The 24,294-nt window shown below is 64.3% G+C and carries 18 protein-coding genes and 3 pseudogenes; 3 read left to right on the top strand and 18 right to left on the bottom strand.

The genetic code is table 11. The features are described from left to right. Positions 1–96: 96 nt before the first annotated feature. The gene (locus LMF57_RS09410; protein WP_117310329.1) at positions 97–969 is read left to right on the top strand and encodes a crotonase/enoyl-CoA hydratase family protein; all 873 of its coding nucleotides are present in this window, start codon (positions 97–99) and stop codon (positions 967–969) included. 106 nt (positions 970–1,075) lie between these two features. Here LMF57_RS09410 and LMF57_RS09405 read toward each other — a convergent pair whose 3' ends face one another. The 8 genes from LMF57_RS09405 to LMF57_RS09370 form a co-directional block, all read right to left on the bottom strand. Beyond that, positions 1,076–3,247, bottom strand: a complete 2,172-nt coding sequence (locus tag LMF57_RS09405) for a response regulator (RefSeq protein WP_208081559.1) — start codon at positions 3,245–3,247, stop codon at positions 1,076–1,078. Next, the gene (locus LMF57_RS09400; RefSeq protein WP_117310328.1) at positions 3,244–4,389 is read right to left on the bottom strand and encodes a two-component system response regulator; all 1,146 of its coding nucleotides are present in this window, start codon (positions 4,387–4,389) and stop codon (positions 3,244–3,246) included. Before LMF57_RS09400 ends, LMF57_RS09405 begins: the two co-directional genes overlap by 4 nt. A 203-nt stretch (positions 4,390–4,592) precedes the next feature. Beyond that, on the bottom strand, positions 4,593–6,104 hold the full coding sequence (lysS, locus tag LMF57_RS09395; RefSeq protein WP_117310327.1) for a lysine--tRNA ligase: 1,512 nt from the start codon (positions 6,102–6,104) through the stop codon (positions 4,593–4,595). A gap of 349 nt (positions 6,105–6,453) precedes the next feature. After that, positions 6,454–8,094 carry an acetolactate synthase large subunit gene (locus LMF57_RS09390; protein WP_117310326.1) on the bottom strand — a complete coding sequence of 547 codons (1,641 nt, stop codon included), beginning with the start codon at positions 8,092–8,094 and terminating at the stop codon, positions 6,454–6,456. A 75-nt stretch (positions 8,095–8,169) separates the two neighbouring features. Next, entirely contained in the window at positions 8,170–9,561 is a 1,392-nt protein-coding gene (locus LMF57_RS09385; RefSeq protein WP_117310325.1) for an NAD-dependent succinate-semialdehyde dehydrogenase, read from the bottom strand. A 643-nt stretch (positions 9,562–10,204) separates the two neighbouring features. Next, complete coding sequence (locus LMF57_RS09380) at positions 10,205–10,987, bottom strand: helix-turn-helix transcriptional regulator (RefSeq protein WP_025874707.1); 783 nt, start codon at positions 10,985–10,987, stop codon at positions 10,205–10,207. A 100-nt stretch (positions 10,988–11,087) separates the two neighbouring features. Beyond that, positions 11,088–12,213, bottom strand: a protein-coding gene (gene prfB, locus LMF57_RS09375; RefSeq protein ID WP_117310323.1) for a peptide chain release factor 2 whose coding sequence is annotated in 2 segments (ribosomal slippage) — positions 11,088–12,137 and positions 12,139–12,213 — 1,125 coding nt in all. Because the reading frame shifts where the segments join, the coding sequence is not laid out codon by codon here. Continuing rightward, the gene (locus LMF57_RS09370) at positions 12,210–12,398 is read right to left on the bottom strand and encodes a hypothetical protein (RefSeq protein WP_162887644.1); all 189 of its coding nucleotides are present in this window, start codon (positions 12,396–12,398) and stop codon (positions 12,210–12,212) included. Before LMF57_RS09370 ends, prfB begins: the two co-directional genes overlap by 4 nt. Between LMF57_RS09370 and LMF57_RS09365 the strand changes: the two genes are divergently transcribed. Continuing rightward, entirely contained in the window at positions 12,388–13,128 is a 741-nt protein-coding gene (locus tag LMF57_RS09365) for a M48 family metallopeptidase (protein WP_229291279.1), read from the top strand. The genes LMF57_RS09370 and LMF57_RS09365 overlap by 11 nt on opposite strands. Before the next feature lie 33 nt (positions 13,129–13,161). Here LMF57_RS09365 and LMF57_RS09360 read toward each other — a convergent pair whose 3' ends face one another. Continuing rightward, positions 13,162–14,052, bottom strand: a complete 891-nt coding sequence (locus LMF57_RS09360; protein WP_117310321.1) for a LytTR family DNA-binding domain-containing protein — start codon at positions 14,050–14,052, stop codon at positions 13,162–13,164. 152 nt (positions 14,053–14,204) lie between these two features. On the opposite strand from LMF57_RS09360, the pseudogene LMF57_RS09355 reads away from it, so the two are divergent. Then, positions 14,205–15,365 (top strand): annotated as a pseudogene (locus LMF57_RS09355) (acyltransferase family protein); the annotation flags it as partial. Positions 15,366–15,432: 67 nt separating this feature from the next. On the opposite strand, the gene LMF57_RS09350 reads toward LMF57_RS09355, so the two are convergent. The 9 genes and pseudogenes from LMF57_RS09350 to LMF57_RS09310 form a co-directional block, all read right to left on the bottom strand. Continuing rightward, positions 15,433–18,351, bottom strand: a complete 2,919-nt coding sequence (locus tag LMF57_RS09350) for a VIT domain-containing protein (RefSeq protein WP_117310319.1) — start codon at positions 18,349–18,351, stop codon at positions 15,433–15,435. A gap of 144 nt (positions 18,352–18,495) precedes the next feature. Next, positions 18,496–19,092, bottom strand: a complete 597-nt coding sequence (locus tag LMF57_RS09345; protein WP_229291278.1) for a hypothetical protein — start codon at positions 19,090–19,092, stop codon at positions 18,496–18,498. Positions 19,093–19,402: 310 nt separating this feature from the next. Next, entirely contained in the window at positions 19,403–19,873 is a 471-nt protein-coding gene (locus LMF57_RS09340; protein ID WP_162887643.1) for an SMI1/KNR4 family protein, read from the bottom strand. Positions 19,874–19,890: 17 nt separating this feature from the next. Then, positions 19,891–20,289 carry an Imm12 family immunity protein gene (locus tag LMF57_RS09335; RefSeq protein WP_117310317.1) on the bottom strand — a complete coding sequence of 133 codons (399 nt, stop codon included), beginning with the start codon at positions 20,287–20,289 and terminating at the stop codon, positions 19,891–19,893. A gap of 47 nt (positions 20,290–20,336) precedes the next feature. Then, complete coding sequence (locus LMF57_RS09330) at positions 20,337–20,966, bottom strand: hypothetical protein (RefSeq protein WP_162887642.1); 630 nt, start codon at positions 20,964–20,966, stop codon at positions 20,337–20,339. Positions 20,967–21,153: 187 nt separating this feature from the next. Further along, a pseudogene (locus LMF57_RS09325) lies at positions 21,154–22,181 on the bottom strand (IS3 family transposase). 48 nt (positions 22,182–22,229) lie between these two features. Further along, the gene (locus LMF57_RS09320; protein ID WP_162887641.1) at positions 22,230–22,490 is read right to left on the bottom strand and encodes a hypothetical protein; all 261 of its coding nucleotides are present in this window, start codon (positions 22,488–22,490) and stop codon (positions 22,230–22,232) included. A 918-nt stretch (positions 22,491–23,408) separates the two neighbouring features. After that, positions 23,409–23,855, bottom strand: a complete 447-nt coding sequence (locus tag LMF57_RS09315; RefSeq protein WP_117310312.1) for an SMI1/KNR4 family protein — start codon at positions 23,853–23,855, stop codon at positions 23,409–23,411. Between the two features lie 96 nt (positions 23,856–23,951). Further along, positions 23,952–24,158: pseudogene (locus LMF57_RS09310) on the bottom strand (transposase); the annotation flags it as partial. Positions 24,159–24,294: the final 136 nt, after the last annotated feature.

The following is a 24,294-nucleotide window of genomic DNA, read 5'->3' as shown; positions in this document are numbered from 1 at the left end:
CGGGGCCGGGCCCGGTGTAGCATCGCCGCGTGAGTGGACCGTTCGGCCCGCCGGCCACCACCTTCAACTGCGGGCCGCACCGCCGAGGACCCTTCCATGAGCACCATCGAAAAGCTGCCCAGCAGCAGCTCCCCCTATGCCACCATCCGCACCCAGGACAGCGCTGACGGCGCCGCACACTGGCTGTTCATGCACGCCGATGCCTCCACCGGCGTGCGTCCCTGCTGCCGCAAGGACATGCTGGACGAGATGTGGAGTTACATGAACGCCATCACCCGCGGGCCGGCGCAGCGCCACAGCGGCCAGCTGCGCCATTTCGTGCTGGCCTCCGACGCCGCCGCCTACAACCTGGGCGGGGACCTGGACCTGTTCACCCGCCTGATCCGGGAAGGTAACCGCGACCTGCTGCTGACCTACGCCCAGCGATGCGTGGAAGGCGTTCACCATCTGCACACCGGTTTCGGCGGCGACGTCCGCTCGATCGCCCTGATCCAGGGCGATGCGCTGGGGGGCGGCCTGGAAATGGCCCTGGCCTGCCACACCATCGTTGCCGAGGAAGGCAGCGGCATGGGCCTGCCCGAAGTGCTGTTCGGCCTGTTTCCGGGCATGGGCGCCTACTCGTTCCTGTGCCGCCGGGTGTCGCCGCAGCTGGCCGAGAAGATCATCCTCGACGGCCGTATCTACAGCGCCGAGGAGATGCACGCGATGGGCGTGGTCGACGTGCTGGTCAGGAAAGGTGAAGGCCGCGGCGCGGTCGAAGAGATGATCCGCCAGCAGCAGCGCCTGCCGCAGTCGTACCTGGCAATGAATGCCGCGCGCAACCTGGCGCAGGCGGTCAGCTACGACGAACTGCTGGAAATCACCAAGGTCTGGGTCGATTCGGCACTGGCCCTGGGTGATCGTTCGCTGCGCACCATGGACCGTTTGATCAAGGCCCAGACCCGACGCGCCAATCTGGACGTGGCCTGATATTTCCCCCTCCCCCGCAGGGTTCAAGCCCGGCTGGCCGCCGGGCTTTTTTTATGGGGCGTGCGAGCATCGACAACCGGTATTACAGGCCAGGCTGGCCCCCGTTCTATCGCTCGCTGTCATCGGCCACGCCACGCGCCTTGCGTTGGGCGCGTGCATCCAGCGCCTGCCGGCCTTCCTTGATAGCCCCCTGCAGCACCGCAAGACGCTGCCGCCATTCGGCCTTGAGCTGCCAGTCGGCCATCCGCATCAACTCACCGGCGCGGTTGGACGCACGCACCAGGCCCAGATTGCTGGCCACGCCCTTGATCGCGTGCGACTGCTCGCGGAAAGCCCCCCAGCGTGCCGCTTCACCGTCACCTTCGGCCTTGCGCAGGCATGACTCGGCATCGTCCAGGCACTGGCGGATGAACTCGCGCTCGAAGCCTTCGCCCATTCCCAGCGACGCCAGCTCATCAAGCACGCCGGTGTCGAGCACGCCATCGAGGTTGGTGACGGTGCGCACGATCGGCGGAGCACTGGCCTTGAGCTGGGCGTTGTTGGCGATCTCGGCCAGGGTGTCCAGCAGGCGCACGGCCACCACCGGCTTGGCCAGGAACGCATGCGCACCGGCCTGGGTACAGCGCTGGATGGCTTCGGGAGTGACGTCGGCGCTGAGCACCAGCACCGGCGTGCGCGGGCCGCCACCAGCCTGCATCACCCGCAGCTCCTTCAGCATGTCCAGGCCACTCATGCCGGGCATGTGCAGATCGACAATGGCCGCATCGAACTCACTTTCAGCCAGTGCATCCAGCACCGCTTCGCCCCCATCGACGCACAGCACCTTGTGTCCGGCCTTCTGCAGCAGCCGTTGCAGCACCATGCGGTTGGCCTCGTGGTCGTCGGCGACCAGGATCTGCATGCTGCGCACCCGCGCGCGATGGCGCAGGAACGGATCGGCGAAGGCGATGACGTTGCCGCCGGCGCCGGTTTCGTCGCCAGCAGCGAGGGTCGGCACCGCGCCCGGGACCACCGGCTGCGGCGGCGCGAACGGCAGTTCCACCCAGAAGTGGCTGCCCTGCGGCGGGTTGTCCAGGTAACCGATCTCACCGTCCATCGCTTCGACCAATCCCTTGGCGATGGTCGTGCCCAGGCCGGTACCTTCATGACGGCGGGCCATGCTGACGTCGGCCTGCTCGAAGGCCTCGAACAGGCGTGGGCGCATGGCTGGAGCGACGCCGATGCCGGTATCGAGAATGTCGAAGCGCAGCCGCACTCCCCCCTGGGTGTCGGCGTGGACAACACTGACACGGATCTCGACCCGGCCGTGATCGGTGAACTTGACCGCGTTGCCGGCCAGGTTGAGCAGGATCTGCCGCAGATGACCGACGTCGCCGCGCAGGGTCGGCGGCACGGTCTCGGCTACCTTCACCCTGTAATCCAGGCGCTTGGCCTTGGCCTGCGGCAACAGGATCAGGCCGATCGCCTGCATCACGTCGGAAAGCACGAAATCCTCGGCGACCACGCGCAGCTTGCCGGCCTCGATCGCCGAGATGTCCAGCACTTCCTCGACCAGCGCCAGCAGGCTGCGCGACGACGCCTGGATGGTACTCACGCACTCACGCTGCTCGTCGTCCAGGCGCGTGGTCGCCAACACTTCCGTCATGCCATTCAATCCATTGAGTGGGGTGCGGAACTCGTGGCTCATGTTGGCCAGGAATCGACTCTTGGCTTCGCTGGCGCGCCGCGCCTCGGCCATCGCCTCGGTCAACTGCCGCAGCAGCGTGGAGAAATACAGGGGTACCGCCGCAAGGCCAAGCCACAGGCCAATGGCCAAGCGTGCGTTCTGCTGCCAATAGGGGGTGGACAGCGCGGTAATGCCGAAGCTGACCATCGCCATCGCCACGGCCACATAGAGGTAGTGGTTGCCAAAGCGCATGCCATTGCCCACCGTCACCCACATCACCACGATGTAGACCCACGACAGCGGCTCGCCCATCTGGATCATGCCGGCAGCAATCAGGCCGTAGTCGGCCAGCATGCCCAGTACACGGCGCGCATCGGAACGCCCCGGCCGCCACAGCAGCCAACCGAACAACAGCAGCGACAGGCTCAGGCCGGTCAGCACGATCGCCAGCACACCGACATACTGGGTGTGCGGCAGATCATGCCGCGCCGAAGGCAGCAGCACGTAAGCCATGATCAGGCTGATCAGGACGATGCGGACGATCTGCTGCCCGTGCTCGCTGTCCTGCCGCTGGGACAGGCGCAATCGCAATCGCGACAGCAGTCGTTTCACGCGCCCAGTCCCGGCCGTGCAGAGGCGGTGGAGTGGTCGGCACAGATCTGTTCCAGCTGCTCGCGGCCGCGCAGCAATGCATCCACGCAGCGCGGATCGAACAGGCGCCCACGCTGGGCATACAGGTAGGCCAAGGTGGCTTCCATCGTCCACGCTTCCTTGTAGGGGCGCGGCGAGATCAACGCATCGAACACGTCGGCCACCGCGACGATGCGCGCTTCCAGCGGAATCGCATCGCCCACCAGGCCATCGGGATAGCCACTGCCGTCGTAGCGCTCGTGGTGACGCAGCGCGATCAATGCACCGACCTGGATGAAACGGTTCTGGCTGCCGCTGAGCAGTTCATGGCCGATTCGCGGATGCCGGCGCATGATCGCCAGCTCCTCATCATTGAGCTTGCCCTGCTTGAGCAGCACCGCATCGGGAATGGCGATCTTGCCCATGTCGTGCAGCGGTGCGGCCATCTCGATCAGCTTGACGTCCTCTTCCGGCAGGCCCAGCTGCTCGGCAATCAGGCCAGCCACGCGCGCCATCCGCTCAAGGTAGGCACTGGTGCCGGCATCACGGAATTCGATCGCACGCGCCAGCCGCGAAAGCGTCTCGCGCTCGCGCTCCTCCACCTCGTGCATGCTGGCCAGCAGCCGCTGCTCCAGCGACAGCGCGCGCTGCTTCACGTTCTCGGTCTGCTGGCGCAACTGCAACAGGTTGTAGCAGCGTGCGCGCAGTTCGCGCGGGCGGATCGGCTTGACCAGGAAATCGATCACGCCGGCTTCCAGTGCTGCCTGGCGGATCGGCTCGTCACCCACCACGGTGATCAGGATCACCGGAATATCGCGATGCTTGGGCAGCCGGCGGAAGCGGCGGGCGAACTCCAGCCCATCCATCTCCGGCATGCGGTAATCGAGAAGCAGCAGGTCGACCGGGTACGATTCGCACCATGCCAACGCCGTCAACGGATCGCCGAAGTCATGCACGCTCAGTTCCGGTGCGATGTCCTCGATGACGTGACGAAGCATCGTCCGTGCGGAAGTCTGGTCATCGACGATGACGATGTTCAAGGCGTTCTCTGCCTGCTTTCTCGACCATGCTGAAAGGTCAGCGGGCGAGGATACCCCGCCGCTGTGCACGCTGGCACCCTGCATCGGCTCGACTCCCGTCACAAGCCCCCCGATTCATGATCGTCGTCACAATGTGAAGCGGATTCTCCACATCGCGGCCTCCCCTGACGCCATCAAGCCATAGCCAGTGTCAAGGTTGTGCAACAACGATACGCCGAGTGCGGGGCGCGTCAATGGCGCCGTCTCAAACCGAGACGACGCGCACAAACGGACGCCAAAAACGACGGTTACTGCTCCGGACGCATGTACGGGAACAGCAGCACGTCGCGGATCGAGCTGCTGCCGGTCAGCAGCATCACCAGCCGATCGACGCCGATGCCAAGGCCGCCGGTCGGCGCCATTCCGTACTCCAGCGCACGGATGTAGTCGGCGTCGTAGTGCATGGCCTCGTCGTCGCCGCCTTCCTTCGCCGCCACCTGCGCCTGGAAGCGCTGGGCCTGGTCCTCCGGGTCGTTCAGTTCGGAGAAGCCGTTGGCCAGTTCCTTGCCGTTGACGAACAGTTCGAAGCGGTCGGTATAGCCGGGATCGTTGTCGTTGGCGCGGGCCAGCGGCGAGACCTCCACCGGGTGATCGGTGATGAAGGTCGGCTGGATCAGGGTGTGCTCGACGGTGGCTTCGAAGATCTCCAGCAGCAGCTTGCCCCAACCGTAGGACGGCTTGACGCGGATCTTCAGGCGCTCGCAATGACGCAGCAGCGCGTCACGGTCGGTGCAGTCGGCCGCGGAGATTTCCGGGTTGTGGTGACGCACCGCCTCGTCCATGCGCCAGCGGCGGAACGCCGGACCCAGGTCGATGTTGGCGCCGTCCCACTCCACCACGGTGGTGCCGTTCACCGACAGCGCCACGTCACGGATCACGCCCTCGGTAAGGTCCATGATCTCGTTGTACGTGGCATAGGCCTCGTACAGTTCCATCATGGTGAATTCCGGGTTGTGGCGGGTGCTGACGCCTTCGTTGCGGAAGTTGCGGTTGATTTCGTAGACGCGTTCCAGGCCACCGACGGTCAGGCGCTTGAGGTACAGCTCCGGCGCCACGCGCAGGTACAGGTCAAGGTCCAGCGCGTTGTGGTGGGTGGTGAAGGGCTTGGCCGCGGCGCCGCCGGGGATGTAATGCATCATCGGCGTTTCAACTTCGAGGAAGTCGCGGTTGTCCAGCCACGCACGCATCGCCCGGATGATCTTCGAGCGCTTGATGAAGACCGCACGCGACTCCGGGGTCACGATCAGGTCGACGTAACGCTGGCGGTAGCGCTGCTCGACGTCGGCCAGGCCATGCCACTTGTCCGGCAGCGGGCGCAACGACTTGGTCAGCAGGCGGATCGACTCGGCCTTGACCGACAGCTCGCCGGTCTTCGTGCGGGTGAGGCCACCTTCGACAGCGATGATGTCGCCCACGTCCCAGCCCTTGAAGGCGGTGTAGGCATCACCCAGCACGCTGCCCTGCAGGAACAGCTGGATGCGGCCCGATTCGTCCTGGATCTGGGCGAAGCTGGCCTTGCCCATGACCCGCTTGGCCATCAGGCGACCGGCCATCTTCACCTGGCGGCCGTTGCCTTCCAGGGTTTCGGCGGTCCACTGCTCCGCATCGGCGAACTCGTCCTGCAGCTGGCCGGCAAAGTCCTCGCGACGGAAGTCGTTCGGATACGCGATCCCCTGCCCGCGCAGCGCTTTGAGTTTCTCACGGCGCTCGGCGATCAACTTGTTTTCGTCGACGGGGGGGGTATCGGTAGCTTCGCTCATGGATCTGCGGGAATCGTGTAGTGAGGGGAGTGTTGCGCCCGGCGCAGCCGGTCGCCCAGCATACCAAAAGCGCCCTGCCCCGGCCTCGGGCCGCCCCTGCTCCGGTAGCCGCCAACCTTGGTTGGCGCCCACCGTGTCGACCAAGGTCGACACCTACCGGGCTCCCAGGAATGCCTGCCGCAGTCGGTCAACCTCGATCCACCGCCCTGGTAGCCGCCGACCTTGGTTGGCGCTCTACCGCGCCGGGCATGGGGAGGCATCCACGCATGGTCTGGATCTACTGTGTCGACCAAGGTCGACACCTACCGGGCTCGGGGGTCGACACCTACCGGGCTCGGGGGGGCGACACCTACCCGTTTCCCGGGAATGCCTGCCGCAGCTCATCCACCAGCACCCGCTGGTTCTCCGAATAGTCCACCGGCACCGACACCAGATGCACGCCGCCCGCGGTGAAGGCCGCTTCCAGGGTCGGAATGAACTGCTCGATCGCCGTCACCTCGTGCCCCTGGCAGCCATAGGCCTCGGCGTACTTGACGAAATCCGGATTGCCGAAGGTCATGCCGTAGTCGGCAAAACCATCCACCGCCTGCTTCCAGCGGATCATGCCGTAGGCGCCGTCGTTGAGGATCAGCACCACCAGATTCAGGCCCAACCGCCTTGCGGTCTCCAGCTCCTGGCTGTTCATCATGAAACCGCCATCGCCACACACCGCCAGCACGCGGCGCTGCGGGTACAGGATCGAGGCCATGATCGCCGACGGCAGCCCCGCGCCCATCGTTGCCAATGCGTTGTCCAGCAGCAGCGTATTGGCCACCTGGGTACGGTAGTTGCGCGCGAACCAGATCTTGTACATGCCGTTGTCCAGCGCCACGATGCCATCCGGCGGCATCACCTGGCGCACGTCATGCACCAGCCGCTGCGGCGTGAAACCAGCCTCTTCGGCGCGGTCGGCGATGTGCTCCAGGATCGTCGCGCGCAGCGGCAGCAGTGCAGCGGCGTTGTCCACCTTGCCCTCGATACGGTCGGCCAGCAGGGTCAGCGAGCGGCCGATATCGCCGATCACCTCCACCTGCGGGAAGTACACCTGCTCCACCGCAGCCTGCGAGTAGCCGATGTGGATGACCGTGCGGCCACCCGGGCGCATCACGAAGGGCGGCTTCTCCGTCACCTCGTGGCCAATGGTCACGATCACATCGGCCTGATCGATGGCCATGTGCACGTAGTCGCGCTCGCTCAGTGCCGCCGTGCCCATGTACAGGCCCGAGCCACCGGCCACCGCGCCCTTGCCCATCTGCGTGGTGACGAACGGGATGCCGGCCCGCAGCACGAAGGCCGACAGCGCCTCGCTGGACTGCGGTCGCGACGCCGCCGACGCGATCACCAGCAGCGGCCGCTTGGCCTGGCGGATGATCTGCGCCGCACGGTCCAGCGCCTCGGGACTGGCGATCGGCCGATCCACCGGGTGTGGCGGGATCAGTGCAACGTCCTCGACCTCCATCGCCGCGATGTCCTCGGGCAGTTCCAGCAGCACCGGCCCGGGGCGCTCCTCCAACGCCGTGCGGAAGGCCTCGCGGACGATGGTGGGGATGGTGCGCGCCGAAACGATCTGCCGTGCCGACTTGGTCAGCGGCTTCATCGTGCTGACGATGTCGACGATCTGGAAGCGCGCCTGCTTGCTGGCCACGATGCCCTTCTGCCCGGTGATCATGATGACCGGCCACGCGCCGAGCAGCGCATAGGCGGCACCGGTGGTGAAGTTCAGCGCGCCCGGGCCGAGCGTGGCCAGGCACACGCCGGGCTTGCCGGTCAGGCGGCCGTAGGTGGCGGCCATGAACACGGCAGCCTGTTCATGGCGGGTGATGACCAGCTCGATGCTGGAGTGGCGAAGCGACTCGACGACATCGAGGTTCTCTTCACCGGGAATGCCAAAAATGCGCTCGACGCCCTCGTTCTCGAGTGCGGCGACGAGCAGATCGGAACCCTTGGACATGGAATGACGTCCTTCTCGCAATGCGTGATGATGGAACGTTGCAGGGATGCTGACAGGAAGGTTGGATGGCCCGCGTCAACGGCGGTCGAACCACACCGTCTGCGCGTTGACGAATTCGCGGATGCCGAAGTGCGACAGCTCGCGGCCGAAGCCGCTCTTCTTCACGCCGCCGATCGGCACGCGCGGATCGGAGGCCGAGAAGCCGTTGACGAACACGCCACCGGTCTGCAGCCGGCGCGCCAGCTGCATCGCACGGGCGTGGTCGCCCGTCCACAGATTGCCGCTCAGGCCGAACTCGCTCTGGTTGGCCAGTTCCACCGCATGGTCGGCATCGCGCGCGCGGCTGATCGACGCCACCGGCCCGAAGGTCTCGGTGTCGAAGGCCTGCATGCCCGGCTCGACGCCGGCCAGCACGGTGGGGGCATAGAAGCTGCCGGGGCGATCGAGCTGCTTGCCGCCCACCAGCAACTGCGCACCGGCCTCGACCGAGGCGCGTACCTGTGCATCAAGCTGTTCCAGCAGGTCCTGCCGGGCCATCGGTCCGATCCGGTTGCCGGCCTCGCGGCCATCGCCGACGGTCAGCGCCTGTACGCGCTCGCAGAACAACGCCACGAAACGCTCGTACACGGCGTCTTCGACGATGATGCGCTTGCCGGCAATGCACACCTGCCCGGTGTTCTGGAAGCGCGAGGCAACAGCCGCATCGACCGCGGCATCGAGATCGGCGTCGGCCAGCACGATGAACGGATCCGAGCCACCCAACTCAAGCACCACCTTCTTCAGCGCTTGCCCGGCCTGCGCGGCGATGCTGCGCCCCGCGGCGACGCTCCCGGTGAGAGTCACGGCCGCGATGCGGTCATCGGCGATGGCGGCACTGGTGCCCTCGCGGCTGATGTTGGCGGCGATGAAGGTGCCGTCCGGCAGGCCCGCATCGCGCCACGCAGCGGCGAGCAGCCCGGCGGTGCCGACGATGTTCTCGGCCGGCTTCAGCAGAAAGCCGTTGCCGCCCATGAGGATCGGCACGGCCGCGCGCATCACCTGCCAGTACGGGAAATTCCACGGCATGATGCCCAGCACAACGCCCAGCGGCAGGTAGGAGACATAGGCCTTGTTGTCGGCCACCGGGGTGGGTTCATCGCGCAGGAACGCCGCACCGTTGTCGGCGTACCAATCGCACAGCACCGCGCACTTCTCGATCTCGGCCAGCGACTCGGCCTGGACCTTGCCCATTTCGGCAGTGGCCATCGCGGCCAGCGGTCCACGGTCGCGGCGCAGCACGGCAGCCATCGCACGCAGCACGCTGGCGCGTTGTTCCAGTGACTGCGCGCTCCAGGCTGCAAAACCGGCCTGGCCGCGGTCAAGGATGGCGTCCAGCTCGGCGTCGGTGGCGAAGGGGTGGCTGGCAATCTGCTGGCCGGTGGCCGGATCGCGGGAAATGGCAGCGGGGGCTGCGGGGGAAGCGGACATGCAGGTCTCCTGTTGTCTCGACAACGGGCGGCTGCCCGTTTCCTGACAACGAATGTGGACCCGATCGATGGCAGCAACAAGGCGTCTGCGTATCCTGTGACCTGTACTTACCTGCCTGAATGGGGTTGGGAGTTCCCGGCAGGGCTGCGCCCGGGTACGCGCCATCGCATGCGCGCTGCCGCTCCCACGCTTCGCTACGCGAACCGCGGGCCCCACTTACCAGCCCCCATACCCCCGCCGCTTCGCGGCCGCCCCCTGACTCAGGGGGCTCTTCTCCAGACCCAACCCGGCGCCTCCAGTAGATCCACGCCATGCGTGGATGAATTTCCATCGAGATCGACTATCTCGAATTGAAACCGAAAAGCATCCACGCATGGCGTGGATCAACGTGTCGACCAAGGTCGACACCTACCAACAGCCGCGGAGATCTGTCAGAGGTGGGGCGGTGTCGGAGTGCGGGGTGTCCGCGGCATGGATGCCGCGGCCAAGCCTACACGGACGTACTTGCGGCGTCCCCGCAATCCGACACCGCCCCGCCATCCCACGGAATGCCCGCTGTTGCTGTTGCTGTTGATGTTGATGTTGCCGGCCAGCGGCCGGCACTACAGCAGGTGCAGGGCTGCAAGCCCTGCCAAACAACCCCTTACCTTCGCGGCAGGTAGGTCACCAGTGACAGGTCATGCCGGCTCTCCGGCACCAGCGCCACGTACTGCAGGTCCAGCAGCCCGCGCGTGGGATGGTTCAGTTTCTTCGCACCCTCGTCGAAACGTCGCACGTCATGCTCCGGCCACCACTGGCGGAACTGCTCGCTGTGCGCGCCGATGTCCTCGGCCAGCGCCAGGAACGGCGCCTTGTCCGGCGCCTGCGCCATCGCCGCGCGGAAGCTGGCCAGCAGCCCGCGGGTCATTTCTTCCCAGTTGAGAATCAACGTTCTGTACGGCGGATACAGGAACATCAGCCGCAGCGTATTGCGCTCATGCGGCGCCAACTGACCGTAGTCGACAAACAGATCGGCGATGGCCGGGTTCCAGGCCAGTATGTCGAAACGGGTATTGCGCACGTAGGCCGGGATCGGCTGCATCGCCTCCACCAGCTGTCGCAGGCCATCGGTCACCGTCTCGTCGGGCGATTCCAGCGGCACGCCATAGCCGGACAGCGCGAACGCGTAGGCGCGCTCGTCGTCGCTCAACCGCAGTACCTGCGCCAGGCGCTCGAGCACCTCGGGCGAGGCGCGCACTTCGCGGCCCTGCTCGATCCAGGTGTACCAGCTGACGCTGACCCCGATCGCCAGCGCGACTTCCTCGCGCTTCAGGCCCGGCGTGCGTCGGCGACCGGCGGGCAGCCCCAGCGTTGCGGGGTCGACCCGGGCACGGCAGGCCTTGAGAAAGCCTCCCAGTTCCTTGCGTTCGGCTTCACTGCGCATCATCGCCCTGCCCTGCAGGTGTCAACGGCGTTGCGGGACGCCGAAGACGTCCCGCAACGCAGGGCCCGGGCAGCGGACGGTACCGCTGTCGCCCGGGCACGCATCAGGCATCGATGCGCTTGGAGCCGACCGCCAGACCGGCCTTCAGGCTGGCCTCGACGAACTCGTCCAGGTCACCGTCCAGCACCTTCTGCGTATCCGAACGCTCGATGCCGGTGCGCAGGTCCTTGATACGGCTCTGGTCGAGCACGTAGTTGCGGATCTGGCTGCCCCAGCCGATATCGGACTTGGTGGCTTCCACCGCGTCCTTCTCGGCATTGCGCTTCTGGATTTCCAGTTCGTACAGCTTGGCGGCCAGCATCTTCATCGCGTTGTCGCGGTTCTGGTGCTGGCTGCGGCCGGTCTGGCAGGCCACCACGATGTTGGTCGGGATATGGGTGATGCGCACCGCCGACTCGGTCTTGTTGACGTGCTGGCCACCGGCACCGGACGACCGGTACACGTCGGTGCGCAGGTCGGCCGGGTTGATGGTGATGTCGATGTTGTCGTCGATCTCCGGCGACACGAACACCGAAGTGAAGCTGGTGTGGCGGCGGTTGTCCGAGTCGAACGGCGACTTGCGCACCAGGCGGTGCACGCCGGTCTCGGTCTTCAGCCAGCCATAGGCGTAGTCGCCCTCAACGCGCAGGGTGGCCGACTTGATGCCGGCAACGTCGCCACCGGATACTTCCATCAGTTCGGTCTTCCAGCCACGCGATTCGCACCAGCGCAGGTACATGCGCAGCAGGATCTCGGCCCAGTCCTGGGCTTCGGTGCCACCAGCGCCAGCCTGGATGTCGACGAACGCTGCAGCATTGTCCATCTCGCCGGAGAACATGCGCTGGAACTCCAGCTTCTCCACGTGCGCCTGGTGCTTGTCCAGGTCGGCCACCACGGCCAGCGCGGTGTCCTCGTCCTGCTCGGACTCGGCCAGCTCCAGCAGCTCGGTGGCGTCGCTCAGGCCCTCCAGCACCGTGGCGATGCCGCCGACGGTCTTTTCCAGGCTCGAGCGCTCGCGCCCCAGGTTCTGGGCGTACTCGGCGTTGTTCCAGACGTCGGGGCTTTCCAGCTCCCGCGTTACTTCCTCAAGACGCTCTTTCTTGGCGTCGTAGTCAAAGATACCCCCGGAGCGACAACACGCGATCGGTCAGATCGGTGATGCGCTGGCGGACAGGATTCAGTTCGATCATGTCGGCGGTTGTGCATTCAAAAGATGACTGGCAATGATACCGCAGGCGTCCACCCGGCGGCGAGACACGCCCGTACCGGTCTGGACACGCAGCCACGCGATACCGGTAGACTTCCCCACCGCCGCGGCAACAGGGGGACGCGCGGCCCATTCCCATTCAAGGAGCACCAATTCAATGACGATCATGCGATCCACCCTGTGCCTGGCCGCCTGCCTGCTGGCCGCCAATGCGTCTGCCCTCGACCTGAAGGGCCTGACCAGCACCGGCCTGAAGGCCGGCAAGGCGCTGACCCTGTCCGACGCGGAAGTCTCGGCCGCTGCCGACCAGGCTTGCGCCTACATGGACAAGGAAAACCAGGTGGTGGCAGGCAACGATCCGTACGCCCAGCGCCTGGCCAAGATCACCCAGGGCCTGGCCAACGAGGACGGACTGAACCTGAATTTCAAGGTCTACCGCACCGACGACGTCAACGCCTGGGCGATGGCCAACGGCTGCGTCCGCGTCTACACCGGCCTGATGGACATGGCCAGCGATGACGAAGTGCGTGGCGTGATCGGCCACGAAATCGGCCACGTGAAGCTGGGTCACAGCAAGACCAAGATGCGCACCTCCCTGCTCGCCTCTGCCGGCCGCGAAGGCCTTGCCGCCTCCGGCAACGGCAACCTGACCCAGCTCAGCCAGGGCCAGCTCGGCGAACTGGCCGAAGGCTTCATCAATGCCCAGTTCTCGCAGAAGGAAGAGAGCGCGGCCGATGAGTACGGCTACCAGTTCATGAAGCGCCACAGCTACGACCCGGCCGCCCTGGCCAGCATGTTCCGCAAGCTGTCCAGCGACGGCGGCCTGATGTCCTCGCACCCGGGCTCGGAAGCCCGCGCAGCGCGCATTGACGCGATGATCAAGAAGGACAAGAAGTAAGCTGGCGGCGGGCGGACCGTATGGTCCGTCCGCTCACCCGCCCGCCAGCGCCTGGCGCAGCAGCGGCAGTTGTCGTCGACTGCAGGGTACCTTGGCCCCATCGGCCATGTGCAGCAAGGCCTCGCCCCCATCCAGCGGCTCGATCGAGCGCAGCTGGTCCCTGTTGACCAGCCAGCTGCGGTGGCTGCGCAGGAACAGGGCCGGGTCCAGCCGCGCCTCCAGCACCGCCATGGTGATCCGCAGCGGGTAGTCATGCCCGCGCACGCGCAGGTTCACATAGTTGCCGGCGGCCTGGGCATATTCCACGTCGCCGGTGGCGACCAGGAACTCCTTGCCCAGCTTGCGCACCAGGAAATGCTGCGGACGCTCGACCGGCTCGACCGGAGGGCCGTCGTCGGGCGCGGCCAGCAGGGTCGCTTCGCCCTGGCGGCGCCGGCCGAACCAGGCCAGCGCATGGACTGCCGAGACCAGCAGCGCATAGGTCTGGATGTCCTTGAAGAATTCGTAGAACCATTGCGCCGGCCAGCCACCAAAGGTGTAGCTGCTGCCAAGCACGGCATGTGCGGCCTTCCGCAGCAGGACCATCGCGCTCACGTGCAACAGCCACCACGCGACCGCGCCCAACAGGTACGGTGCCAAGCGCTGTCGCCAGGTATCGGTGTGCAGCGGCCAGCGTGAAGCCGCGCGGATCAGCACCACCAGCAGCAGCAGCGACACCAGCGCGCTGCTGAACTCGTCAATCGTGGCCGCCATCCATTGGGAGGGCAGACCATCGCGCGCCGCGATCATGGCCTTGGCCAGCACATTGGCCGTCGCCGTCCCCAGGAACAGTACGACCCAGAACACGGCTGCCTGCCGTCCTTGCCTGCTGCTGCCCACCGATTCGCCACGCACGCGCGGGCCCTGCTGGTTGTGCTCATCCATTGCTGGATTATCGCCAACCACAGCCCTGTTGACGCACGCCATTCGTCCCCTCGCCCCGCCATTGGGCCCTGCAGGGCATCCAGCCGCCCCCTCCTGCTGGCGACAACCCGCAAGGACTTCCACTCTGCGAGGACGCCAACACGGATACCGCCATGACTCGCCGCCACGACCTCGACTCCCTGCGCATCGGTGCCTTCGGCCTGTTGATCCTCTACCACGTGGCCATGGCCTACGTGGCCGGATGGGACTTCCACCTCAAGAGCGCGCACACGGCAGAGTGGCTGCAGTGGCCGATGATCGCGTTGAATCGTTGGCGCATGCCGCTGCTGTTCGCCATCTCCGGCGTTGCACTGGGCCTGGGCCTGCCCGGGCACGGCCGGTGGCGGTTCGCGTTGCGGCGCGGCTGGCGGCTGTTGTTGCCGCTGGTGTTCGGCATCGTCGCGGTCGTTTCGCTGCAGGCCTACTGTGAAGCGGTGGACAAGGGCGACGTCACGCCAGGGCTCGGCGCATTCCTGTGGCGCTACTGGCAGTTCCGGCCGTGGCCGGGTGCCAGCTTCACCGGTGCAGCGTATGGATTCACCTGGAACCACCTGTGGTACCTGGCCTATCTGATCCCCTACACGCTGTTGGCGATCCTGTTGGCCAGCGTAGTGCGGCCGCTGCGCCAGCGCCTGCCGGGCCTGCATCCGGGCGACCGTTGGGTGGCCACGCTGGGCCTGCTGCTGCCGGTGCTATGGCTGGCATGGGCGCTGCTGGTGATCCTGCCCGCCCACCCGCCAACCCACGCGCTGGTCGATGACCTGTATGTCCACGCCGAATCACTGCCCCTGTTCCTCGGCGGCTTCATCGCCGCGCAGTGGCAGCGCGGTTGGGATCTGCTGGTGCGTGGCCGGCGGTTGACCCTGATGCTGGCCGTTGCCGGGCTGACTGTCGAACTGGGCATCCGTGCACTGGCGCGGATGCCCGATGTTGGCGATCTGCCGCAGTGGGTGCTGTCGCTGCCGTGGGCGCAGACCGAGCGCGTTGGCCGAGCGCTGTACACCTGGTGCGCCCTGCTGACCCTCTTCGGCTGGGCGCAGGTCCTGCTGGCGCGGCCATGGCGTGGCCTGGGCTACTGCCGCGAAGCGGTGTTCAGCTGGTACATCCTGCACCAGACCGTGCTGATCGTGCTTCTGTACTGGTTGCGGCCGTTGCAGCTGGGCGCGTGGCTGGAGCCGACGCTGGTGATTGTCGGCACCGTCGCCGGCTGCCTGCTGATCCACGAACTGCTGGTGCGCCGTGTGCGCTGGCTGCGGCCGCTGTTCGGGCTGCGTGCCGATCGCAACGGCGCAGTGAGCGTCACGCAGGATCACAGCGCCGGCCGCCGGGCATGGCCCGGCGCTACCGCACCTCGAACTCGCCAACCAGCACCGTCTCGGCACGATCCTTCAGCCGCATCGTGATCATCCGGTCCTTCTGCTTCGGCGTGCCCCAATGGGTAGTCAGGCGCAGCATCAGCGTCGTCGCACCGGTTACCAGCTGCTGGCGGCTGCCGAAGTAGTTCGCCTCCACCTTGTACTTGCCCGGCTTGGCGTTGCGCAGCGAGAACTGTTCCGGACCATAGCCACCGGTGAAGTCCTGCGACATCTGCCCACCCTGGTAGGTCAGGCGGTTGCCGTAGTACGCACGCTCGCCGTTCGGGTCGGTCACCCACAAGTCCATGTCGCTGTTGTCGGCATCCCAGGCCAGCACCACGCGCAGGTCCAGCGGCATCGCCTGCAGCAGGCGCGGGTCGATGCCGGTGGTATCCAGGCGCGGCGTGCTACCGGCAACCAGGTTGGTCAGTTCATCCAGGGCGATCAGCGCGATGCCGTCGAAGCGACCATCCCAAGGCCGCACCACCACCTGGTACAGCGGCGCCAGCGCCTGCTGCGGCTTGCCCGCTGCGGCCAGCGCCAGGCCCAGATCACGGAAGCTCTGCGGTTCTTCCTGGCCCATCGCCAGCACCTGCTCGAACACCGGCACCGCCAGTGCCGGTGCATCGGCCTGCAGCAGGCGATAGCCGAGAACGCGCAGCAGATGGCGGTTGTCCAGCTCCATCTCGGCCAGGTTGGACAGCACGCGCAGGGCCAGATCGCGCTGCCCCTGTTCAAGCAACAGATCGGCCACGTCGAGGAAGAACGCACTGCTGTCGGCGTTCGCGGCGCGCTCGGCCAGATAGCGGTCGTACAGCTGCGACGACGGCCCCTGGCGCAGACGGCGAGCAACCGGTGAATCGGATTGCCACGCCGCCAGCCGGATGCCGAGCTGACCGTCGTTGGCAGCGGCCGGCGCATTGGACGCCGTGGGTTCGACGGTAACGGCATCCATCGCGGCCTCCAGGCCTGCAGGGGCCTGCCGCGGTGGCGACCGACGGGCGCGCGCGCTGCTGGACTCTGCCCGTTGCCCGGCGGCAACGGCCATCGGCGCTGGCGCGGGTGGAGGCGCTGCGAGCATCGCCACCGGCGCAGCCGCGTGCGCGTCCTGACCGACCACCTCCAGCGCCTTCGCCTGCACGCGCATGCCTTTGGGCCAACGGCGGCTCCACCATTGCTGCCGCTCCTTCCAGCGCGAAGCAATATCGTCCAGGCGCTGACGGTCGGCGGCGTCGCGGTCTGCAACCTGCCGTGCGAACCGCTGGTCGTACTGAGCGCGCAACGCGCCCGCTGGCCGGATTGCGTAGCGCAGGTAGTCGTCCAGGGTTTCCAGCACGATCAGCGAGGTGTCAGGGCCGACCAGGCTGAACTGCTGCGACAGGCGCTGCATCGCCTCGCGGTTGCCACGGCGGTCGGTCGCCAGCTGCTGCTGGCGTGCCTGAGCCCACAAGCCAGCCAGCAGCGCTCCATCGCTGCCCTTCTGCGTTGGCGGCAGCGCCTGCCACTGGCCGCCGCCGACGCGCACCCGCATTGGCACACCGTCCGCTGCCAACCGGGCGTGCAGCCACAGCCAGCCTTCGGTTTCGCTGCGGCGGTCGATCACCACGTCCTGTACCCCGCGCCCCGCATCAACCTGTACGTCCAGTGGCGAAGACAGCAGTTCGCGAGCCGACGCGTCAACGTCCGGCCCCAGGGCGACGAAGCGGCCGCTGTGCGATTCACTCCATCCGCGCAGGCGCGTGCTGTCCGTGCGGGCACCGGCGCTGCTGACCGCGAACAGGCGCTGGTCGGGCGCCAAGGCCGGCAGTGTTTCCGGTCCATAGGTCAGCAGGCCGTCGCTGACCAGCAGGTATTCCTTTACCGTCGGCTGCGACTGCCATTGCGCCAGCGCACTGGCACCGTCCGGGCGCACCGCCTGCAGCGCCGCGCGGAGCCCGCTCCAGTTTCCGCCGCGGATGCGGAATCGGCGGACCGGCTCGGCGCGGTCGCGCAGCACGGTCAGCGCGACAGTGCCATTGCCCATCGCGGCAAAGTAGCGGTCCAGCAGCGCGAACTCGCGAGCGCGATCGCGCAGGCCGGAGGACCCCGAACCGTCCCACAGCAGGCCGACCTCGCTGGGCAGCGTGCGGGGAGCGCTACTGATCGGCACCGGCAGCTGCGCCAGCAGATAGTGGCCGTCCTGCCACGGCGCCACCTGCACCTGCGGCTTGCGTTCGGCCGGCAGGGTCCATTGCAGCTGTGCCGGCAGCTGCGCGCCCCGGCCCTGCCACTGCAACTGCCCCGCCGTGATCTGGAACGGCGCGGTACCAGCAGTGACCGTGCCCGGCGCGTGCAATCTCAGCTCAATCGAGTCAGCTCCGGCGGCGAACTGCAGTGGCAGCGTCCAACGCCAGCCTTGGCCCGAGAAGGCCAGCGGCTCGCGCAGCACCAGCTGCACGCGGCGACTGCCACCGGCCGGCAGCGGGTAGATGCGCAGGCGGAACTGGTTGCCCGCCGTCTGCTCCAGCAGGCCGGGGTCGACGCCACGGCGGGCGATCTCCTCGAAGACCTGACGGCCGCGATCCTTCGGCACCGGCACCGCATCGCGCAGTTCGCCACCGATATCCAGGGCGAACCCGGTGATCTGCTGGCCTTCGGCCAATGGGAACTGCAGCTCACCCTCCAGCACGCGGCGGTTTGGATTGTGGAACTCCAGGGTGATGCGGGTCTGGGCGATGCCGGCTTGGACGTCGCCCTCGATGCTGGCCTGGCGCAGTGCGACGGGCTGCTCCGCGCCGGCAACCTGCAGCAACGGCACCGACCGGACGGGCCGGACGGCCTTGGTGGACTGCGCTTGGGCAACCCCGGCGACAGCGCAGAGCAGCAGGGCCAGTACGGATGAAATCACGCGGCGGACGAAGGGCATCGGACTGCTCCAGCGGGAGGTTGGACGGTTCAACGCGTGGCTGGGGCAAATGGGGTTGGATGGGGAGATGCCGTCGAAACAGGCACTCACCCAAGACTCTTTACAAGCCAATGGGAGGAGCGCCGAGCATGAGCGGAAACTCGCCTAACCCGAGACAATACCCAAACGCCTCAACTCTGCGATCCCACCTGCCCAGTCTTCACGTCGCTTCCTTGGTGCGGCCAAAGGCACCACAAGCAACACCTCCTCAGCAATCGACTCACCGAAGATGGCCAGTCTCGTGTGCGTCTCAGGGAACGCACTCGCGAACTGAGATCCCAGCATATCGACTCCGGAGAAGTCCTGCTTCCGGACTATCACCTGAGTCTCCGGGTCTCTCCGGATCAAAGCGAGAGGGACACCTTTGCAGGCAAAGTCGACGAACCTTGCCCGACTGATGTCCAGAGCCCAGTTCACGCCTGCATAGAACGCCGCGCGCCGTTCCGCAAATTCTGCGAGAACTCCGGCATCTGTGCAGAACGCGAAGGGCTCGATATTGACTCTGAGTTTCCCAATTTTTCCGGCAAGGCATACCCTCTTATAGAAGCAGGACCAGAGAAGGAGAATTGGATTCACATCCAACCCTTCGACCTGGACATCCTCGAACACTGTCGGCCCGATCTCAGAGTTGATCACCCTGCAGTTCGAGACTCTGACATCGCGGACGGAACTCATCCTTGAAGGGCGCTTGGACAACGACATTCCACAATTGTCAAAACTACTGTTCGCTATTCGCAGCGCCTCGAAGACGCTACCACCGCGATCAAACACCATCTTGAATTCTTGATCATCAATGTTTCGCATATCCAAGACCACCACAGAGACCAATGAAGACACTGCACATGAAGTAAATTAATGCACGCTCGTAGTGGCGCTTCAACGTCAGCACCGGATTGCGCAACGCGAGAGGTCGCCAACCGAGCTACCACGCTACCCAGGACGTATGAGCACAGCGCTACAGCCACACCATAGCAGGCAGGGCAAGGCCAGGAACTAGAAGGCAAGAACGTGTTTAACCTGAGTGACGCACGAGTTCCATCAGAAAGTCAAAGAATGATGGCGAAGAGAACTCGAACTCCCCGGCACTGTAGTCGTACCGCAGAATTGGATACTCTCCATCCCTCAATCCTTCACGTGTATCGAAGTAGAAGGCTTCGTCCGATTCCGGAACGAAAATCGGAATCAGGCCTTCTGGGGGAAAGCCGTTCTCCTCGACCAAGCGAGCGTTGTAGACAAGGTCGTCATCAGCCACGTCACGGTTCTCCGCATCTGCGAGACCGAAAACGGGATCTGGACCTACAAAAAGGTTGCCAAACTCACCAAGCCAAGCCTTGTAGGAAACGGGCAGAGCCAACCCAAGCTCCTTCTCTGCATCCTCCATAAGCTCCGGAGAAGCAGCACGGCCAGGAAACACCCTTACCCGCGCTGATCGAGCGATCACCTCATCGAGGCGCTCAAAACAGGAACCCCAATCAGGACACACCAGGCCTCCCGGACCAATCAAGCGAAACAGAGATTCACGGCGCCAGCAGCACCCGAGAAATCAATCATACCGGCACTTCGAGGCAGCTTCGCACTTGAGAAACCGCGGATCAGCCAATCTCCAATTGCCGATGCAGCGATACCATCGTCGATGGACGAGGCCTCGTCCTTTGCAACACAGACAACAAGCAGACCACTTTTTTTCTTGGCAGAGAATCTAGCCGACGATGAAATCCGTTCCGGGCAGTATCCCGTCAAACTGCCACTGATCCACAGTTCGACATCGATCGTTTCCAGACCATCAATTGACAGCTCTGCGAACGCGGACTTCAAACTAGCTCGCGCCTGGACGATTTCAGCTTGATACTTCACCCCCACCTCTGGCCCGCCCATCCTTCCACTCAACGTCACTTCCATCTGCACTCCATAGGTCCAATTGCGACAAAGCGCGATCAACAATCCTGTCAACTGCAGTCACCCTCGGAAGCTTCTCGCAATTCTTCAGCCACACCTGCGAAGAACATCAGAATGGACTGAGGAAGAGTGAGTTTACGCTTTATGGTTGCTCCGTCATCGGTCCCAATGAGCAGCTCAGCGCCGCTCATCACCAAGGAAGTGACGCGAGCTTGATATCGTGGGCTAGGAATGACGACATGAATGCCCTCATCTTTACGAACGATACGAAGCGATCTAGGCGCATCCCCCTCGAACACGCGAGTGATGTAGCACGTTTTGATCAGACCGCCCTCACAGGCCACATCAATTTTGTCATCGGTCTCGCCTGCCGCTAGACCTGAATCCTTCAGCGCATGCACAAGCTCAAAGATGAGACGGTCGAAGTCACACCCCGCAGACACCACGTACTCGACGGGCTCGCCCCTATCGGTCGACGTCAATCTCAGAGCGCCGACCGACTGATCAACCCCAATACCTGCAGCAGGAGCCAAAATGCGATCTCCCATTGGATTCTGATCGACAAAGAAGCTTGAACTGGCGCCCATGTAGTAGAGCGCGGGCTCAGCCCCAAGGCGCACCTCTGCCCATCGGGGATCGTATGAGAAGACAGACGAACAGGGAGAAATCAGCTTCTGCATGCGCCCTCCAACAAGGCCCATGCTCGATCTGATTTCTGCTTGTTTGTCCCCGCCCCTCGATAGATCGATCCGATCTCCCTACTCATTCTCTCAAACTCCGTAGACTGTATTTCAATATTTCCCTTGAACACGTTTCCAACCGTTTTTGGTATGACCGACGTCCCCCCGGTTTGAGTAGTGGGCGGGTTTAGAGTCCGGTGCTGATGTTATCGTTCTTCGCCGCCAACTGCGCGGCGTACTGGGCGGGGGTTAGCCCGCCAAGCGCTCGCTTGGGTCTTTCTTCGTTGTAGTCGCGCCGCCAGCTTTCGATGCTGGTGCGGGCATGAAGCAATGTCGGGAACCAGTGCTCGTTGAGGCATTCGTCGCGCAGCCGTCCGTTGAAGGACTCGACGTAAGCATTTTGGTTCGGTTTGCCCGGTTCGATCAGACGCAGGGCAACTCCCTTTTCGTGAGCCCAGGCCACCATCGCCTTACCGCAAAACTCCTTGCCGTTGTCTGTCCTGATCACTCGTGGCCACAGCCTCGTGGGTGGCGTCGTCGACGATGGTCAGGCACTTGATCACCCGGCCTTCGGCGGTACGGTCGAACACGAAGTCCATCGACCACACCTCATTGGCGGCGGACGGCCGCAGAAGGGACTGGCGCTCGCCTGCCGGCACCTTCTTACGCTTTCTGCGACGCACCTGCAGGCCCGCTTCCTGATACAAGCGCTCCACTCGCTTGTAGTTCACTACAAGTCCTTTCCGCCGCAGCTTCAGATGGATCATGCCCACCCCGTAGCGTCTGTGCCGGTGCGCCAGCGCAGCGATCTGCTCGCGCAGCTCAACGTTGAGGTCGGGCCGAGGCTCATACCGCAGTGCGCTCGCGCTCATCCGTACGACCGTGAGCGCTCGCCGCTCGCTCAGCCCCTTCTCGACCATGCTCCGCACCAGCAGCCTGCGCGCCGGCGCGGTCACCACTTTTTCGCAACGCATCCTTGATGACGTCGTTCTCGAAGACCTGTTCTGCCAGCAGTTTCTTCAGGCGTGTGTTCTCCGCCTCCAGGTCCTTGAGCCGCTTTGCGTCGGGCACGCTCATGCCACCGAACCTGCTGCGCCACAGGTAATACGAGGCCTCGCTGAAGCCATGCTGGCGGCAGAGGTCCTTGATGGGCATGCCGGCCTCAGCCTCGCGTAGGAAGCCGATGATTTGCTCTTCGGAAAAGCGCTTCTTCACGTCCAATCTCCTTGTTATTGAGGATTGGACTCCAAACCGCTTCGCTACTCAATCTTGGGGGGACGTCGCATCCATGATCGACGGTGCGATTGATCCCGGCCCTATGCTGAGCGTCTTGAGACCTCGCATTTCCTTGAGGATCTCTGGAAGCGCTTCGAGCTTGTCGCCGGGAGGTGACCAGAGATGAACCTGCTCGATCCGGGCGAGCCTCTCAGTGTTGAAAGGGGCGTTGAAGAACACCAGCTCAGCACCGGGAGTCGGGAATGCTGCTTCGTGTCTGCCATGCATCAGAACAACTTTGTTATTCATACTCTCTTCTTTGAATCAGCAGGCGTTTCTCGCCGCAGAAACAGCGGCCCTTGAAGCAGGCGTGCTCACTGTACCAGCCCCGCGGCTTGCTCCATGCCGCAGCGCATCCCCGGCGAATTCATCCACCCGGGTCACCCGGGCTGCGCGGATCTGATTCAGTGATCCGCCCTCCTTGGGCACGTTGTCTGCTGCATCCATAATTCCCTGTTCGTACCCCCGCAGCACGTGATTTGTCATGCGCGCATGGGTTCTACCCCGAAATCACGGACGGCTCTAAAAGAGCTGCAACCTTCTGATCCTGCCTGACGCCCCTTCGCCGCATCCTCGGGTTGTGGCGTCAATCGATGTAGTCAAACACACCCATTGGTGTCATTGACGTACAGCAGGATTACCTTCGCTTGCCCGGATGAATCCCGTCCGAGAAGGCCGCCTTGGTGAGGCCTGGCGCCGGGTCGATCGCCGCATGCCGTGGGCGACCGTCTTCAGTGGTCTCCACGGCGATCACGAAAGGGCGCTTATTCTCCGAGCCGCGCCCGGCTTTGCCACCGTTGCGACCAGCGCAGGAGCACCAAGTGATCATAAACGTGCCGATACAGCGCAGTGCCCTCTGCCAGCAGACGCCTGCGCCAGCATCGTTCACGTCAGCGCCGATACCTGTGACCAGTCGCAGTCGCGTCGCAGGCCGGCATCTACAGGCGGCGTAACTCACGGATGATGGTTGCCGGCGAGCGCCCGAGACATCGGACGATGCTGCGCATACTGGCACCATCTTGGCGCTCGATCATGATCACAGCACGTTTTTCTGCACTGAGGTGGTGATAGGTTCTTGTCGTTGACATGGCAACATCAGGATATGGGGGTATTGCGCTTGGAAGTTGAGCCTAATCTGTGCTGAAAGTTCATGCTAATCAGGTCACATCAAGCCTGCCGGACAATCTCCTCTAGAAAACCCACAAAACTGTTGGCAAACGGCTCATATGATCCGTCAGACCAATCCCGCCTGACAATGGGATACTCTCCGCCAACCAGTCCCTTGCTGGTATCGAAATAGAATGATTCATCCGTATCCGGCAGATGAATTGAGATATACCCGACCGGCAGCTCACCATCGTGGGAATCCAACCTGAAATTGTAGATCAGATCACTATCGGAAATGTCACGCACATCCCGAGGCGCAAGGGTCAGAACAGGATAAGCGCCGACCCTCAGATTCCCATACTTGAGCAACCACTCCTTGTACGAATCAGGCAATGGAATCCCCAGCTCAGCTTCGGCCTCCCGGATAAGGCCAGGTTCAACCTGGCGCCCAGGAAATACCTTGACTCGCGGGTGTTGTGCCACCAACCTTTCCAGATTATCGAACATGAATACACCTCATTGTCGACAGCCGGCGATTATTGATTGTGCTCTCGCCTTCCAATATGACTCCCTGAAGGTGTCAAATTGACGGGGGAGCTTACGCTACAGCACCCTGGAGTTCGCATGGGACCCGTGTTTCAGGGCGAATTCCTCCGGGGTTTTCCATCCTAGTGCACTGTGGGGACGTTCCTCGTTATAGGAGCGCCGCCACGCTTCGGTTTTGCTCCTTGCATCGGCCAGCGATCGGAACCAATGCTCGTTCAGACACTTCTGCCGCAGTCGGCCGTTGAAGCTTTCCACCATCGCGGATAGCAAGACCGCGAACTAATCGCCAGCAGTCCGTACAGAGCACGAGGTTAGACCTGGCGGGAGGGAAACAGATCAATAGGCCAGAGCTGCACCAGCTCTGAGACTTTCTACCGACAAACTCCACATCTTCGTCAGT

Source organism: Stenotrophomonas sp. SI-NJAU-1 (assembly GCF_020883215.1).
Lineage (GTDB): Bacteria > Pseudomonadota > Gammaproteobacteria > Xanthomonadales > Xanthomonadaceae > Stenotrophomonas > Stenotrophomonas indicatrix.
This window is presented reverse-complemented; position numbering and strand designations above follow the sequence as displayed.